Below are 13,958 nucleotides of genomic sequence, written 5' to 3'. Positions count from 1 at the left end.
GCGGGCCCGGCTCACGGCCAGGGTAGGGCGGTCGCCGCGAGGTGGCCGAGCGCCGCCGCGGCCACCGCGGCGGCGACGCTGAGTACCGCGTTGGCCACCGCCGGACGAAACCGACCGGCGGTGGCCAGGCGCAGGGTCTCGTAGCTGGCCGTCGAGTATGTGGTGAGGGCGCCGCAGAGCCCGGTGCCGAGCAACACGCCGGCCGCCGGCGGGAGCGGGAGTCCCAGCAGGAACCCGAGCAGCAGCGAGCCGGCCACGTTGACGGTCATCGTGCCCCAGGGGAAGCGGGCACCGAAGCGGTCCTGTACCGCGCGGTCGGCGAGGTAGCGCAGCGGCGCCCCGACGGCCGCGCCGAGCGCGACGAGCAGCGCGGTCATCCGCGTACCGCCCGCTGTCCCGCCCCGGTCCCGCCGGCCGACGGTGTGAGCCGGTCGGTGGCCGCGTAGCCGACCCAGACGGCGAGCAGTGCGCCAACCAGGGTCGCCACGAGGTAGGTCAGGGCGGTGGCCGCCGCGCCGTCGGCGGCCAGCTGCCGTGCCTCCACGGCGTGGGTGGCGAAGGTGGTGTAGCCACCGAGCACCCCGACCCCGAGAAACGGCCGGGCCAGCACCGGTGGGTTGGCCCGCTTGGCGAGCACCGCCATCAGCACGCCGATCAGCAGACAGCCGCTCAGGTTGACCGCGAACGTCGGCCACGGGAAGCCCGCGGGATCGTGCGGCAGTGCGGCCGAGAGGCCGGCGCGGGCCAGCGCGCCCAGCGCACCGCCGGCGGAGACGGCGGCGAGCACCGCGGCCGGATGGGCGGGCAGCTCGGCTCGATCGGCGGGCACGGCAAGATCGACGTCGGGGTCAACGCGTCGCTGCTCCGCTCCGGACACCCGTCCCCCCCATCCATCCCGCCGTTGACCGAGCCCACCCTAACGGCGGGGCAGCATGGCCACGCGGTAGCGGGGTGTGCTCGGGTGGCGGGTGGAGCCGGACCCGCGGCGGTGGCGTACGGTGGCAAGATCGACGAACTGTCCGTCCGGCGCAGTGAGGAGAGCGGCGATGTCGGATCGTCCGCCCGACCCGGATCATCCGGACCCGGACCTGCAGCAGCGCAACGCCGCGTACGACATGTTCGCTGCCGACGTCGCCTCGCGTGCGCTCGGTATCGAGCTGGTGGAGGCGGCGGCGGGGGCGGCGGTGGCCCGGATGCGGGTGACCGGGGCGATGGTCAACGGTCACGGCATCGCCCACGGCGGCTATCTGTTCCTGCTCGCCGACACCGCGTTCGCGTTGGCCGGTAACAGCCACGGACCGGTGACGGTGGCGGCCGGCGGTGACATCATCTTCGTCCGGCCGGCGCGCGAGGGGGATCTGCTGCTCGCCCACGCCGCCGAACGCCTCCGCTACGGCCGCAGCGGGATTTACGACGTCACGGTCACCCGAGCCGACGGTGTGGTGATCGCCGAGTTCCGTGGTCGTAGCCGAGTCCTGAACGGGGACTGAGCGGCACGGGGCGGCGGCGCGGCTGAGGGGTTCCGCTCCCACCGACAGCCGGCGGGAACGAAACCCCTCGAGTCCGAGGTGTTCGGATGCTGTTAGCCGGCGCAGTCAGGCACGTCGCCGGAGCAGTTGTTCGGCCGGTTCTTGGCCACCACCGTGCCGGTGGCGGTGTTGAGGTTCACCGTGCCGCCGGCTTCGTTGAAGATCCCGCCACCGTCCTCGGCGGAGATGTTCTTGATGACCTTGGTGGTGAACAGGCTGATGGTGCCGTCGCTGTCGTTGAAGATTCCGCCCCCCGCCTCGTCCGCAAGATTGCTGACGATTTCGTTCTTGCGCAGCACGACCTGGCCGTCGTTGTAAATTCCGCCACCCTCCCCAAGGGAGATGTTGTTCTTGATCAGAGTCTTTTCGGCCACCAGCGTGGAATCGGAGAAGATGGCTACTCCCGCGCCCTCGAAGGAGGTGTTCTTCACGATCTTCACCTGCTGGAGCGTGGCTTGCGCCTCGCCGAGGACGATTCCGCCACCGTCATCGGCGCCGGAGTTGCCGACGACCTCCGAGTGGGTGAGCTGGAGGATCCCGGAATCGATGTTCAGCCCGCCGGCCACTTCCGCCGTGTTGTCGTTCACCATGCTCTTGTGTATCAGTACGGTGCCATCCTCGCCTACGTCAATGCCGCCACCGATATCACCGGCAGCGTTGAGGTTGATCTCTGTTTCGATCACACTGAGGTGGCCGTTGCTCTGGATGCCACCACCCACCTGGGCTCGATTGAGGGTGAGAGTGGAGCTCTTGACCCTGGTGGTGCCGTTGTTGGCGATGCCGCCGCCGTTGTCCTCGGCGATGTTGCGGGTGATGGTGCTGTGTTTGACGGTCAACTCTCCGCCCTGGTTGACGAGGATGCCCCCGCCGTCCTCCTCGGCGACACCGCCAGTGATCTTCAGTTTGTTGAGGGTGAGGTTGCCGCCGGTGTCGACGCTGAGGATTCTGAATGGATCGGCGGCGGTGGAGCGTTCGATGGTGGTGTGCTTGCTGCCGTTGAGGGTGATTGGGGTGGTGATCGCGGGAAGGCCGCTGCCTTCGATGTCGGTGGTGAGCAGGTAGGTGCAGTCCTTGGCGAGGTCGAGGATGCCGCCGCCGCGGGCGTTGGCGAGGGTGATCGCGGCGATGAGTTTGTCCGCGCTGCAGGGCACGGGGGTGCCCTTGGCTTTGTCCTCCTTGCCTGTCTTGCCGTCGCCCTTACCCGCCTCGCGATGCCCGTCGGCGGAGGACCGGTCGTCGGCGGTGAGAGGGCGCCCGACGGCGTCGGCGGCCGGGGTGGTGGCGGCGGCGGTCAGGGCCAGGCCCGCTACCCCGGCGAGCCCGAGGGTCCACCATCGTCCCCTCGTCCGGCCTCCACCTGGCTGGTTCGGTTCGTGGTCGTGGTCGTGGTGCGAATCGTTCATCGTGGTCTCGGTGTCCTTCCCGTCGCGGACGAGCGGCAGGTCACCCGGGTGGTAGGGCCGGGTGCTGTTCCTCGACTACCAGGTAGGCGGTAGCAATCCCCTCGAGCTAAACCGACATAATTCTCAAACGGGTATGAATACGAGAAGATCTCCCTAAACGGGGTAGCAGTGCCTGCCGTCCTAGCTGCCGTTGAGTCATTGGGGCGGCGAGGTGCGAACGCCCGGCAGCGTCATCGGCGCTGTTTTCCAGAATGTGAGGTAAAGAGGTGATTTATTCACGTTGACGCGCCTGCCCTCTCTTGGGTCCGTAGCGTGACGTTCGGTGACGGCCACGTGGTCGGTGCCCTACCGTCCGGAATCGTCCGGTCGGCTCAGGTGTGAGGGGAAGGCAGGAGAGCACGATGTCCACGTATCACGACAGCCAGCGACCGCCGCGGGGCCGGCGCCGGCCCCGACGGCTGCTCGCCGGCGGGCTGGTGGCCAGCGGCCTGGTCGTCGGAGCGGCGGGGTTGGCCGGCACGGCCGCGGCTCATGAGCGACCGCACGGCAGCGAGAACGCCTCCGTGACCCAAGGTGACTCCGCCGGTGAGGTCGGCGGAGAGTTCCTCGGGACGCCGGTGCCCTGTGACAGCGCCCAGCTGGTCGCCGCGTTGGTCCGGGTCAACGCCGAGGGCGGCGGGGTGCTGCGGCTCGCCCCGAGATGCACCTACACGCTCACCGACGCCTTCCAGCAGCCCGACCTGTACGACGGCGGGATCCGGGACGCGCGGGAGGCGGCGGACGCGGCCGAGAACCCCGGTGCGGCCGAGAAGCCGCCGCGTGACCCGGCCGATGACAAGGCGGGACTGCCGGTCATCTACCACCCGGTCACCATCGAAGGTGAGCAGGCCACGATCGAGCGTGCGCAGGATGCCGAAGTGTTCCGCTTCTTCACTGTCCGTGACGCCGGTGAGCTAACTCTGCGTAACGTCCGGCTCGTCGGCGGTCACTCCGACGCCGAGGGGGGCGCCGTTCACGTGGTGCATGGCGCATCGGCGTTGATCGAGCAGGTGACGGCGATGAACAACACCTCGTCCTCGGCGGAAGGCGGTGGGGGAGCCCTGTTCAACGACGGCAACATGGTCGTTCGGGACAGCACGCTCATCAACAACCACGCCCTCGGAGCGGCGGGCAAGGGCGGGGGCCTGCTCAACAACGGGGTGTTGGCCCTGCACTCGTCGACCTTCACGGGTAACAGCGCCACCGCCTACGGCGGCGGGCTGGGCAACTACCAGGCCGCGGCGGAGGTGCACACGAGCACCTTCGAGCAGAACTCGGCGGCGCAGGGTGGAGGGCTGGCCAGCTTCTCGGCCCGTACCCGCGTCTCCGACTCGACCGTCGTCGGCAACCAGGCGGGAACCGGGGGCGGGATCGCGAACTCGGACGCGCTGATCTTCCTGCGCGGAATGGAGATTCGGGACAACGTCGCCACCGGCAACGGCGGCGGCCTCTCCACCTCCCAGGGCCTCGTGCCGCTGGACGACAGCGTGGTGGCGGGCAACACGGCACACGGCTCGGGCGGTGGCATTCACGCAGCCAAGTCGAACCTGTTGGTCCGGGGCAGTACGGTCCAGGGCAACCGCGCCGTCGAAGCGAAGTCCACCGGCGGCGGGATCACGGTCAGCATGGGCCGGGTCGCGCTTTACCGCAGCCAGGTAACCGGGAATCAGTCCACGCTGCCGGCCGGTGGCCTGCTGGTGGACAGGGCACAGGCGACGCTGGACTCGCAGACTGTGGTCGGGGAGAACCAGCAGACCAACTGTCTGGGTAGCACCGGCCCGGTGCTGAACTGCTTCCGGTAACACCACTCGCGACCAGGTGGGTATCCGACCGCACCGGGGACGGCGCTGCCGTCCCCGGTGCGGTCGGATACCCGTCTGCCGCGACCCGCGACGTCAGGTGCCCGAGCCGCTCTCGGTCGGCAGCACACCCGCTGGCTCGGGCGCCTTTGCCAGCGCCATCGCCTGCTGTGGCCAGGTCGGCAGGCTCGCCGTGCCACGCAGGCCGGCGGCGCGAATCATCTCCCGCAGCGCCGGCTCGTCCAACTCGGCGAGTTGCCGGTAGGTGCGGATGCCGGCGGCGTGGAGCGCCGCGGCCATTTTCGGCCCGACCCCCTGGATTCGCCGGAAGTCGTCCTCGGCCTCCGGCTCCGGTCCGGACTCGGCGGCAACCGGGGCCTGGTCCACCGGATCGGCTTCGGGCGCCGCCGGGTGTGGGACGACCGCCGGGGGCGCCGTCGGATCGGCGTCGGCTGGCTCCTCGGCCTGGCTGCTGTCGGCTGCCGGGGCGTGCTCCCGGGTCGCTGGTGCCGGGTCGACCTGCTCCGATACCGAGGCCGGCCTCGGCTCCGGCACCGAGGCCGGCTCTGGCGCTGACGTTGACGCGGGCTCCGACGTGGGCTCGGAGGCCGCAGGATCCGAGGTCGGAGCCGGTTCGGTCGCGCTGGGAGTGTTGGGGTCGCGGTCGGTGGAGGTGGGGGCGGGCACTCCTCCGCTGGTCCTCGTCGTGGGTGCCGGCGTACCATCCCCAGTGGTGCCACCACCCCGCGCGGCTCTACGCCGGCCACGGACCGCCCAGCCGGCGGCGGCGCCCACTAGCAGGGCCACGACAATCAACGGCCAGTCCGACCACGCCACGGCAGACCTCCCCTTTTCGATTAGCGAGTTAGTCGAGAAAGCTCGCCGCAGCTTGCCACACTCCCGGTGCGGTAGGACAGCATGGCCTGGTAACACAGCTCGCAGCCGGACCGGATCGCACCCACGGTGCTCGTGGCGCGACTCAACGTCGCCGGAAGGGTCGGTGGGGGGTGTGGCCGGACCCCGGGGTTGAGGTCCGGCCGTTGTGGTCAGTCCTCCTCCTCGCCCCGATAGCTGTAGAAGTCATCGACAAACCGACGGGCGAGGCGCGGCACCCGGCTGGTGATGCCGAAGTAGCCACGGGCTCCGAGCAGGGCGAGCCGCCCGACGACCGGCTTGTACATGGGGTCGTCGCCGCTGGTGCCGCTGCGGTTCAACGAGTCCGCCACCCGCGCGAAGCCGTACGGCAGCATGGCCGCCTCGTAGTCGGCTACCGCCTGCAACAGCGTCTTCTCCCCGGCGGCGCTGTGGCACAACTGCCGGGTCAGTAGGGCAGCATCCCGCAGGGCGGTGTTCGCGCCCACCCCGCGCCCCGGCGTCATCGTGTGAATGGCGTCGCCGAGCAGGGTGACGGTGCTGCTCTTCCAGGGTGGAACCGGCTCGCTGGTGGAGACCTTGACCGGCAGGGCACTGGCCGGGTCGGCGAGGTCCAGCAGCTGGCGCAGATGCGGGTGCCAGTTGCGGGTCAGGCCGAGCGCGGTCCGGATTAGCTCCTCGTCGCGTTGGCGCATGATGTCCGGCGGGAACCGCCGGGCGGTACTCCAGACCACCAGGTTCACGTTGTCGCGGGTGGTGTCGTGCGCCCGGCCGGGCCAGCGGTTCAACAGCGCCACGTCGGCCGGATCGAGGCCGTCCTTGAGGGCGCCCGAGCGGTCCCACGGAAACTCCATGACGTGCAGGACCCCCATCACCCCACCGTTGCCGAAGATGAGCGAGATGCCCTTCTCGATCCGCTCCGGCAGCAGTGCCCGTACCTCCTCGGTGAACGGGATCCGGGTGGCGATGTTGATGGTGCCCGCATTTCGGGTGACGGCGTGCGGCAGATATTGGCGCCGGACCGCCGAGTGGGTGCCGTCGGCGCCCACCAACAGGTCGCCGGTGGCGCTGTCCCCGTCCGCGAAGTACGCGGTGACGCTGCCGTCATCGCGCTGCTCGAAGTGGGTGAGGGCCTTGTCGAAGTGGACCACGTCCTCCAGCCCGGTGAGCAGGACCTGGCGCAGGGTCATCCGGGCGACGGATCGCTCGGTGTTCACCACGTCGGTCTCCGGTCGTAGCGGAAAGGACGCGGTCTGCCGGAGTCGTTGGGTGATGACGTTGAAGTAGCGGGGGGACTTGGCGCAGGTGGCCAGGTAGGTGCGGAAAAGTTCGGACGGCAGGCACTCGCGCAGTGCCCGGCTGCCGGTTGGTCCGATGCCGACCCGGTAGCCGAGTAGGCCATCGCCTCGGGTGCGGTACCGCTCATAGACGCTCACGGCGATTCCGGCCTGGCGCAGTCCCTGCGCCAGGCAGAGCCCACCGGTCCCCGCCCCGATGATCAGAACGTGCGGTTGGTCGCGGGACACGTGTGCGTCAGCCCGCCACGTGGGGCGCGGCGGCAGCCGTGGAGTCCCAACGGTAAAAGCAGCCGGCGATGGCGTCGCGCGGTGAGCGCCAGGTCGGCAGGTACGGGGAGGTGTGCGCGGAGAGTCGCTCGTTGACCTGTCGGTAGAGCGGATGGTTCCGGGCACCGGCCAGGGTGTCCGGGTCTACGTCGGCGGTCTCCATCAGGTGGATGCACAGGTCGTGCAGGCAGTACAGGGAGCGGTGCCGGACGCCGGTGAGGCTGGGTAGTTCGGTGGCGTCGGACTCGGCGAAGATCTGGGCCACCCGTCCCTCCGCGCCGGGGGCGATCCTGCTGACGATCAGTAGTCGGCTCATTTTGGGATTCCTTCCGCCATGGTGCCCCGTGCGGCCGGTCCGGGGCGCGTGCCGTTCTCCACGCTGCCGAGCCCCCTGTCACCTGCCCGTCACATCCATGTCCGTTCTGGTGACGCGGGGGGTCGGCGGCTGCCGGCGTCCGTGGGGGTCACGGCTGGCCTGCCGGATCGGCCGGAGCGTCTCGTCGAGTAGGGCGGTCATCGCGGCGGACGGCTCCAGCCGTAGCTCCCGACGCAGCAGGTCGCGGTAGACGTAGAACGCGTGTACCGCCTCGAATGCGTTGCCCTCGGCGAGGTGGATGCGGACCACCAGGCGGTGGGGTGTTTCGCGGAGCGGCTCGGCGGCCAGCGCTTCCAACGCCGCTTCGAGCGCCTCACCGTGCCGGCCCGCTGTCAGATAGTGGTCGGCCAGCTCCTCGAGCATGTGTAGCCGCAGCTGGCGTAGCCGCTCCCGTTCGGCCAACACCCAGTCGTCGTACCAGCCGGGCAGCAGGTCGTGGCGGCCCTTCGCGAGTACGGCCGCGGCGGTGTTCGGGTCGTCCCCGTCCCGGACCCGGGCGGCCATCCCGACCAGGGCATCCACGTCAACCTGGACGGTGGGCCCCAGCCGGAGGGTGTCCCCACTGGTGCGCAGCGGGCAGTAAGGGTCCTGCCGTAGCCGCCACAGGGCGGTGCGGAGTGAGGAGAGGGCACGCTCCTCCGGGGTGTCTGGCCAGAGCAGCCCGGCGAGGTGGCTGCGGGTGGTGCCGGGGCGCAGGCCGACCAGCGCGAGTACGCGTTGGAGCCCGCGCGGTACGACCACCGGGGCGTTGCTGTGCAACAGCCGGAACCCGCCCAGCAGGTGCAGCCGGATCGGTGTACCCGGGCGGTCCCCGGCGGTCGGCATGGACGGACCAGCGGCCATGGCGGACCCCCTGCGGAATGTTCCTCGGTTGTGTCCCCCGGCGCGGCTTCCCGTGACCACACGGGTCGGGTAGCTGGTCCCGCGGCACGGCGTCGGGTCACGGCCCACCGGGTTCACCGTGACGGAGATTATCAATCTAGTCACGCACCGTCAACATTCCGATCGGTGTGTAACTGCTATGAAACCCGCTCTGAACTGGGGATAGGCAACTATGTGCAGGTTGCATGTCACAGCTCCTACACAGTCAGCGTCAACGCACCGTCACCAAAGTCTGGGCCGGGGACGGCTCCGGTGACGCCCCGGTGACGGTGGTGCGGCCATGGTGCGCATAGTCATCCGGCTTTTCGGCGTACGGCGCCGCCGGCGTCCGCAGCCGTTAGGGGAGGTTCATCGATGGAGCGTTCGTTGATCGTCGCGAAGGTCGACCCGGGCGCGGAGGAGCGGATCGCCGAGATCTTCGCCGAGTCCGACGCGACCGAGTTGCCTCGCCTGGCCGGGGTCCAGCACCGGTCGCTGTACCGGCTACAAGACCTGTACCTGCACCTCCTGGAGACGGAGTTGCCGGGGGAGGACGCGGTCGCCGGGGCCCGGCAGCACCCGGAGTTCGTCCGGGTCAGTGAGCGGCTGCGTCCGTACGTCTCGCCGTACCTGCCGACCTGGCGGGAACCGCGAGACGCGATGGCCCGGTGCGTGTACCGGTTCGACGCTCCCGGAGACCGGCCGTGAACCCGACCACGCCCCGGGGCGGGCAGCTCTGGTCCCGCTGCGGCGGCTGCGCCAGCCTGCTGTATCGCAAGCGGCTCCGGCGGAACCTGGACGTGTGCCCGGAGTGCGGCGCGCACTCCCGGCTCGACGCGTCGGCCCGCCTGGCGCAGCTGGTGGACCCCGGGTCGTTTACCGCGCTCGCCGACCAGGCGCCGGAGGTGGATCCGATCGGCTTCGTCGACGTGCTCCCCTACCCCCATCGGCTCACCGCCGCGCGCAGTGGCACCGGGCTGGCCGAGGCGGTTGTCTGCGGCACCGCCACGGTGGCCGGGAGCCGTTGTGTGATCGCTGTGATGGACTTCCGCTTCCTCGGTGGCAGCCTCGGGTGCGCGGTCGGGGAGCTGATCACCCGGGCCGCCGAGCGCGCCCTCGCCGACCGGGTACCGCTGGTGGTGGTAACCGCCTCCGGCGGAGCGCGGATGCAGGAAGGGGTGCTGTCGCTGATGCAGATGGCGACGGTCAGCCAGGCCGTCGCCGCGTTGCGTGAGTCCGGGGTGCCGAGCGTCAGCATCCTCACCGACCCCACGTACGGCGGGGTGGCCGCCTCGTTCGCCACCAACACCGACGTGGTGGTCGCCGAGAGTGGTGCCCGGATGGGCTTCGCCGGTCCTCGGGTGATTCGCCAGGTGACCGGCCGGGAGTTGCCCGAAGGGTTCCAGACCGCCGAGTTTCTGCTGCGGCACGGCCAGGTTGATCTGGTGGTGCCCCGGCACGCCCTGCGCGGTTGCCTCGCCACGCTGCTCGCTGCCGCATCCGGCGGGCGCGAACCGGTGGGTGTCGGATTCGAACCGGAGGGCCCAGGCAGGAGCAGCCCGCCGGCGCAGGGTGCGGACGAGCGGGACGCCTGGGCGACGGTCCGGCTGGCCCGGCACCCGGGCCGGCCGACCACCCTGGACTATCTGGAGACGGCCTTCGACAGCTTCGTCGAGCTGCACGGTGACCGGCTGGGTGCGGACTGCCCGGCGGTCGTCGGCGGGCTGGCCGAGCTGGCTGGCCGGCCGGTCTTGGTGGTCGGCCACCAGAAGGGCCACACGACCGCCGACCTGATGTCCCGCAACTTCGGAATGGCGAGCCCCGCCGGGCACCGGAAGGCGCTTCGGCTGGTCCGGCTGGCCGCGCGGTGGGGGCTGCCCGTCGTCACCCTCGTGGACACCCCGGGCGCTGACCCGGGAGTGGGCGCGGAGGAGCAGGGCCAGGCTGCCGCGATCGCGGAGAACATCCTGACCCTGACGATGTTGCCGACGCCGGTCGTCGCGGTGATCACCGGCGAGGGTGGCAGCGGCGGTGCGCTGGCGCTCGCGGTCGCCGACCGGGTGCTGATGCTGGAACACGCCGTCTATTCGGTAATCAGCCCGGAGGGGTGCGCCGCGATTCTCTGGCCCGACCGGTCCGCTGCTCCGCAGGCGGCCCGCGCGCTGCGGCTGACCAGCGCCGACCTCTGTCGGCTCGGGGTGGTGGACGCGGTGGTACCGGAACCGGCGCCGGCCGCGCATCACGACCCACCGGCCGCCATGCAGGCGGTGCGGGAGGCGGTGCTGGCGCACCTGGTGCCGTTGCTCGACGTGCCCACCGCGACCCTGGTTCGCCGCCGAAGGCGGCGGTTCCGTCGGTTCGGTGCCGCCGGCCTCGGAGCCAAGGCGGGTGCCCGATGAGCGCCGAACTGGCGCCGACCGGCGTCACGACGCTCAACGGTGACGCGACGGCGGAACCGGAACCACGGTCTGGCGGGGCCTTCGACGCGACTGCGGCCGGGGTAGCCAACGTTCCGGCGGACCTCGCGCTGACCGACCTGCGCCGTCAGGCCCGGGAACTCCTCGCCGAGCTGGCCGGGCCGATCCGGCGGATCCGGCTGGGCAGCGGCGACGCGGTCCTGGAGGTGGAGTGGCACGCGGAGGTTGACGCCGGACAACCGCCCGCGCAACCGGTACTCGCCGCGCAACCGGTCGTCCCCGCGCAACCAGCAGCCGTGCCCGCCGCCGCCGCTCGGCACGCGGTGCGGTCACCGATCGTCGGCACCTTCTACCGGGCGCCGGAGCCCGGCGCGGCGCCGTTCGTCGCCGTCGGCGACCGGGTCCACCCCGGCCAGGTCGTCGGCATCGTCGAGGCGATGAAGCTGATGAATGAGGTGACCGCCGACCGGGCCGGGCGGATCGCCGAGGTCCTCGCCGATGACGGCCAACCGGTGGAGTACGACCAGCCGCTGCTCGCGGTGGATCCGATCTGAGGCGGGTGGGCTGATGTTCGGCAAGGTACTCATCGCCAACCGGGGCGAGATCGCGCTGCGGGTGCTGCGCGCCTGCCGCGAATTGGGCATCCGTACCGCGGTGGTCTACTCCACGGCGGACGCCGACTCGACCGCGGTGCGGCTCGCCGACGAAGCGGTCCTGATCGGACCGGCGGCGAGTCGCCGCAGTTACCTGAACCCCGCGGCCATCGTCGAGGCCGCCCGCCTGGTGGGGGCGCAGGCGGTGCACCCCGGCTACGGCTTCCTCTCCGAGGATGCCGACTTCGCCGAGATCTGCGCCGACAACGGTCTCGCCTTCGTGGGTCCGCCGCCGCAGGTGATGGCCGCGCTGGCCGACAAGTCGTCCGCGCGGGCGCTGATGAGCCGCGCCGGCCTACCGCTGCCACCGGGCAGCATCGCACCGGTGCCGACCGCCGCCGACGCCGCCCGGGTCGCCGCCGAGGTGGGTTATCCGGTGATCGTGAAAGCCGCCGCCGGGGGTGGTGGCCGGGGGATGACCGTCGTCTCCACGCCGGCCGAGCTGCCGCGGGCGTACGCCCGAACCCGGGCCGCCGCCCAGGTGGCCTTCGGCGACGACCGGGTGTACGTCGAGCGGTACCTCGGCAACGCCCGGCACGTGGAGGTGCAGGTGCTCTGCGACACCCACGGCAACGGAGTGCACCTGGGGACCCGGGACTGCTCGGTGCAGCGCCGACACCAGAAACTCGTCGAGGAGGCCCCCGCCCCCGCCCTGTCCACGACCGCCCTGGACGCGATCGCCGACAGCGCGCTACGCGGCGCGCTGGAGGTCGGCTTCACCGGTGCCGGGACGGTGGAGTTCCTGGTCGACCCGGCGGAACAGTTCCACTTCCTGGAGATCAATTGTCGGATCCAGGTGGAGCACCCGGTCACCGAGATGGTCACCGGAATCGACCTGGTGCACGAGCAGCTGCACTTGGCCGCCGGCGGAACGCTGCGGTGGCGGCAGGAGGAGATCGTGACGCACGGGGTGGCGGTCGAGTGCCGGGTCAACGTCGAGGACCCCGACCGGGACTTCGTACCGACCCCCGGCCGGCTGGAGCGGTTCGTCCCGCCGGGAGGCCCCTTCACCCGGGTCGACACCCACGGGTATCCCGGCTACGTCGTCGGCCCCCACTACGACTCGCTCCTGGCCAAGGTGGCGGTCTGGGCTCCGGACCGGGAGCTGGCCCTGAACCGGCTGGAACGTGCGCTCGGCGAATTCGACATCGCCGGCCCCGGCGTCCACACCACCATCCCGTTCGTCCGGCGGGTGCTCGACGACGCCGGCTTCCGCAAGGGCCGCCACTGCACCGGTCTGGTCGAGACGCTACTCGCTGACCTGCCCACCCAATCGAGGAGGAACGCATGACCGTCACCGACGGCCGCCCACTGGCCGCCGACATCACCGACATCCTGGTAGCCCACTGCGGGCTCAACCCCGACGACGCCGCCCGCACCCCGGCCGCCTCGCTGGAGGAGCTGGGCATGGACTCGCTCGCCCTGCTCGAGCTCTCCGCCGTGGTCGCCGACCGTTGGCAGGTGCGCATCCCCGAGGAGACCGGGCAGCTCAGCATCGCGGGCGTCGCGGATCTGGTCGCCCGCCGCGTCGAGCCGGCCGGGCACACCGAGAACGAGATCCTGATCGCCGCCCCCCTACCGCTGGTCTGGAAGGTCACCAACGACGTCGCCGGCTGGCCCGACCTGTTCACCGAGTACGCGGTGGCCGAGATCCTGCGGCAGGAGGGGAACACCGTCCGGTTCCGGCTCACCATGCACCCCGACGAGAACGGGATCGCCTGGAGTTGGGTCAGCGAGCGCACGGCCGACCCGGAGGGGCGGGAGGTCCACGCGCAGCGGGTGGAGCCGGGGCCATTCGAGTACATGCGGATCCACTGGCGTTACGTCGAGGAGCCCGGCGGTACCCGGATGATCTGGACGCAGGACTTCGCCATGAAGCCCACCGCCCCGTTGAACAACGCCGAGATGACCGACCGGATCAACACCAACAGCGCGGTGCAGCTCGCGGTGATCAAGGAAAAGGTCGAGCGGCGGGCCGCGCAGGAGACGGGAGCCGGGCATGAGTGAGCGGGAGCCGGGGATGAGTGAGCGGGAGCCCGGGGTGGTGGCCGCGGCGGACGTGGCCGCCGACACCCGCCGCGGCGGCGAGCTGCGGGTACTGCTCGGTCCGCGTACCGTCGGCAGCACCTCGGGGTTCATGGGCGTGGCGACGCTGCGACCGGGGGAGCGCATCGCCGAGCACTACCACCCCTACAGCGAGGAGTTCCTCTACGTTGCCCGGGGTGCGATCACCGTGGACCTGGACGACGCGCCGGTCTCGGTAACAACCGGCGAGGCGCTCTTCGTCCCGATCAATGTCCGGCATCGGCTGCGCAACACCGGCACCGTGGACGCCGAGGTCGTGTTCCACCTCGGTCCGCTCGCCCCGCGCCCCGAACTGGGCCACGTCGACACCGAACTCGTCGCGCAACGAGGTGGGTCATGAGCGTGAAGATCGGAGTGG

General features: G+C 70.9%; 15 protein-coding genes. 8 read left to right on the top strand and 7 right to left on the bottom strand.

Translation table 11 applies throughout. The annotated features are described in order from the left end of the window. Positions 1–11: 11 nt before the first annotated feature. Both crcB and SALPAC2_RS0105760 read right to left on the bottom strand, forming a co-directional pair. A complete protein-coding gene (crcB, locus tag SALPAC2_RS0105765) occupies positions 12–377 on the bottom strand; it encodes a fluoride efflux transporter CrcB (RefSeq protein WP_018215695.1) in 366 nt (121 codons plus the stop codon). Beyond that, entirely contained in the window at positions 374–877 is a 504-nt protein-coding gene (locus SALPAC2_RS0105760) for a fluoride efflux transporter FluC (RefSeq protein WP_018215694.1), read from the bottom strand. Before SALPAC2_RS0105760 ends, crcB begins: the two co-directional genes overlap by 4 nt. A gap of 169 nt (positions 878–1,046) precedes the next feature. On the opposite strand from SALPAC2_RS0105760, the gene paaI reads away from it, so the two are divergent. Then, positions 1,047–1,490 carry a hydroxyphenylacetyl-CoA thioesterase PaaI gene (gene paaI / locus SALPAC2_RS0105755; RefSeq protein ID WP_018215693.1) on the top strand — a complete coding sequence of 148 codons (444 nt, stop codon included), beginning with the start codon at positions 1,047–1,049 and terminating at the stop codon, positions 1,488–1,490. Between the two features lie 92 nt (positions 1,491–1,582). Here the strand turns inward: paaI and SALPAC2_RS0105750 are convergent, their stop codons facing one another. After that, positions 1,583–2,932 carry a right-handed parallel beta-helix repeat-containing protein gene (locus SALPAC2_RS0105750; RefSeq protein WP_018215692.1) on the bottom strand — a complete coding sequence of 450 codons (1,350 nt, stop codon included), beginning with the start codon at positions 2,930–2,932 and terminating at the stop codon, positions 1,583–1,585. Positions 2,933–3,333: 401 nt separating this feature from the next. Here SALPAC2_RS0105750 and SALPAC2_RS0105745 point away from each other — a divergent pair, with 401 nt between their 5' ends. Next, on the top strand, positions 3,334–4,773 hold the full coding sequence (locus SALPAC2_RS0105745) for a right-handed parallel beta-helix repeat-containing protein (protein WP_018215691.1): 1,440 nt from the start codon (positions 3,334–3,336) through the stop codon (positions 4,771–4,773). 93 nt (positions 4,774–4,866) lie between these two features. Here SALPAC2_RS0105745 and SALPAC2_RS0105740 read toward each other — a convergent pair whose 3' ends face one another. The 4 genes from SALPAC2_RS0105740 to SALPAC2_RS0105725 form a co-directional block, all read right to left on the bottom strand. Next, entirely contained in the window at positions 4,867–5,607 is a 741-nt protein-coding gene (locus tag SALPAC2_RS0105740; RefSeq protein WP_026184464.1) for a helix-hairpin-helix domain-containing protein, read from the bottom strand. A gap of 209 nt (positions 5,608–5,816) precedes the next feature. After that, the gene (locus SALPAC2_RS0105735) at positions 5,817–7,169 is read right to left on the bottom strand and encodes an FAD-dependent oxidoreductase (protein WP_018215689.1); all 1,353 of its coding nucleotides are present in this window, start codon (positions 7,167–7,169) and stop codon (positions 5,817–5,819) included. Between the two features lie 7 nt (positions 7,170–7,176). Further along, on the bottom strand, positions 7,177–7,524 hold the full coding sequence (locus SALPAC2_RS0105730; RefSeq protein ID WP_018215688.1) for a TcmI family type II polyketide cyclase: 348 nt from the start codon (positions 7,522–7,524) through the stop codon (positions 7,177–7,179). Between the two features lie 78 nt (positions 7,525–7,602). Then, positions 7,603–8,427, bottom strand: coding sequence for an AfsR/SARP family transcriptional regulator (locus tag SALPAC2_RS0105725; protein ID WP_018215687.1), 825 nt, complete (start codon positions 8,425–8,427; stop codon positions 7,603–7,605). A 393-nt stretch (positions 8,428–8,820) separates the two neighbouring features. Between SALPAC2_RS0105725 and SALPAC2_RS0105715 the strand changes: the two genes are divergently transcribed. The 6 genes from SALPAC2_RS0105715 to SALPAC2_RS0105690 are packed head-to-tail and all read left to right on the top strand — an operon-like array spanning position 8,821 to position 13,940. Further along, complete coding sequence (locus tag SALPAC2_RS0105715) at positions 8,821–9,153, top strand: TcmI family type II polyketide cyclase (protein ID WP_018215686.1); 333 nt, start codon at positions 8,821–8,823, stop codon at positions 9,151–9,153. Next, positions 9,150–10,844, top strand: coding sequence for an acetyl-CoA carboxylase carboxyltransferase subunit alpha (locus tag SALPAC2_RS0105710; protein WP_018215685.1), 1,695 nt, complete (start codon positions 9,150–9,152; stop codon positions 10,842–10,844). The genes SALPAC2_RS0105715 and SALPAC2_RS0105710 overlap by 4 nt, the downstream gene beginning before the upstream one ends. Continuing rightward, a complete protein-coding gene (gene accB / locus SALPAC2_RS0105705; protein ID WP_018215684.1) occupies positions 10,841–11,416 on the top strand; it encodes an acetyl-CoA carboxylase biotin carboxyl carrier protein in 576 nt (191 codons plus the stop codon). Before SALPAC2_RS0105710 ends, accB begins: the two co-directional genes overlap by 4 nt. Before the next feature lie 13 nt (positions 11,417–11,429). Further along, complete coding sequence (locus SALPAC2_RS0105700) at positions 11,430–12,806, top strand: acetyl-CoA carboxylase biotin carboxylase subunit (RefSeq protein WP_018215683.1); 1,377 nt, start codon at positions 11,430–11,432, stop codon at positions 12,804–12,806. Beyond that, positions 12,803–13,522 (top strand): SRPBCC family protein, encoded by a 720-nt coding sequence (locus SALPAC2_RS0105695; protein WP_018215682.1) that lies wholly within the window; start codon positions 12,803–12,805, stop codon positions 13,520–13,522. Before SALPAC2_RS0105700 ends, SALPAC2_RS0105695 begins: the two co-directional genes overlap by 4 nt. Before the next feature lie 13 nt (positions 13,523–13,535). After that, entirely contained in the window at positions 13,536–13,940 is a 405-nt protein-coding gene (locus SALPAC2_RS0105690; RefSeq protein ID WP_018215681.1) for a cupin domain-containing protein, read from the top strand. The last annotated feature ends 18 nt before the right edge of the window (positions 13,941–13,958 follow it).

This window comes from Salinispora vitiensis (genome assembly GCF_000378825.1).
Taxonomy (GTDB): domain Bacteria; phylum Actinomycetota; class Actinomycetes; order Mycobacteriales; family Micromonosporaceae; genus Micromonospora; species Micromonospora vitiensis.
The sequence above is the reverse complement of the archived record's forward strand: the minus strand, read 5'-3'. Positions and strand labels throughout refer to the sequence as shown.

What these genes read in the sequence shown, in the direction of transcription:
- crcB (WP_018215695.1), bottom strand. Translation starts at nt 377, where the DNA reads ATGACCGCGCTGCTCGTCGCGCTCGGCGCGGCCGTCGGGGCGCCGCTG.
- paaI (WP_018215693.1), top strand. Translation starts at nt 1,047, where the DNA reads ATGTCGGATCGTCCGCCCGACCCGGATCATCCGGACCCGGACCTGCAG.
- SALPAC2_RS0105750 (WP_018215692.1), bottom strand. Translation starts at nt 2,932, where the DNA reads ATGAACGATTCGCACCACGACCACGACCACGAACCGAACCAGCCAGGT.
- SALPAC2_RS0105745 (WP_018215691.1), top strand. Translation starts at nt 3,334, where the DNA reads ATGTCCACGTATCACGACAGCCAGCGACCGCCGCGGGGCCGGCGCCGG.
- SALPAC2_RS0105730 (WP_018215688.1), bottom strand. Translation starts at nt 7,524, where the DNA reads ATGAGCCGACTACTGATCGTCAGCAGGATCGCCCCCGGCGCGGAGGGA.
- SALPAC2_RS0105725 (WP_018215687.1), bottom strand. Translation starts at nt 8,427, where the DNA reads ATGGCCGCTGGTCCGTCCATGCCGACCGCCGGGGACCGCCCGGGTACA.
- SALPAC2_RS0105715 (WP_018215686.1), top strand. Translation starts at nt 8,821, where the DNA reads ATGGAGCGTTCGTTGATCGTCGCGAAGGTCGACCCGGGCGCGGAGGAG.
- accB (WP_018215684.1), top strand. Translation starts at nt 10,841, where the DNA reads ATGAGCGCCGAACTGGCGCCGACCGGCGTCACGACGCTCAACGGTGAC.
- SALPAC2_RS0105700 (WP_018215683.1), top strand. Translation starts at nt 11,430, where the DNA reads ATGTTCGGCAAGGTACTCATCGCCAACCGGGGCGAGATCGCGCTGCGG.
- SALPAC2_RS0105695 (WP_018215682.1), top strand. Translation starts at nt 12,803, where the DNA reads ATGACCGTCACCGACGGCCGCCCACTGGCCGCCGACATCACCGACATC.
- SALPAC2_RS0105690 (WP_018215681.1), top strand. Translation starts at nt 13,536, where the DNA reads ATGAGTGAGCGGGAGCCCGGGGTGGTGGCCGCGGCGGACGTGGCCGCC.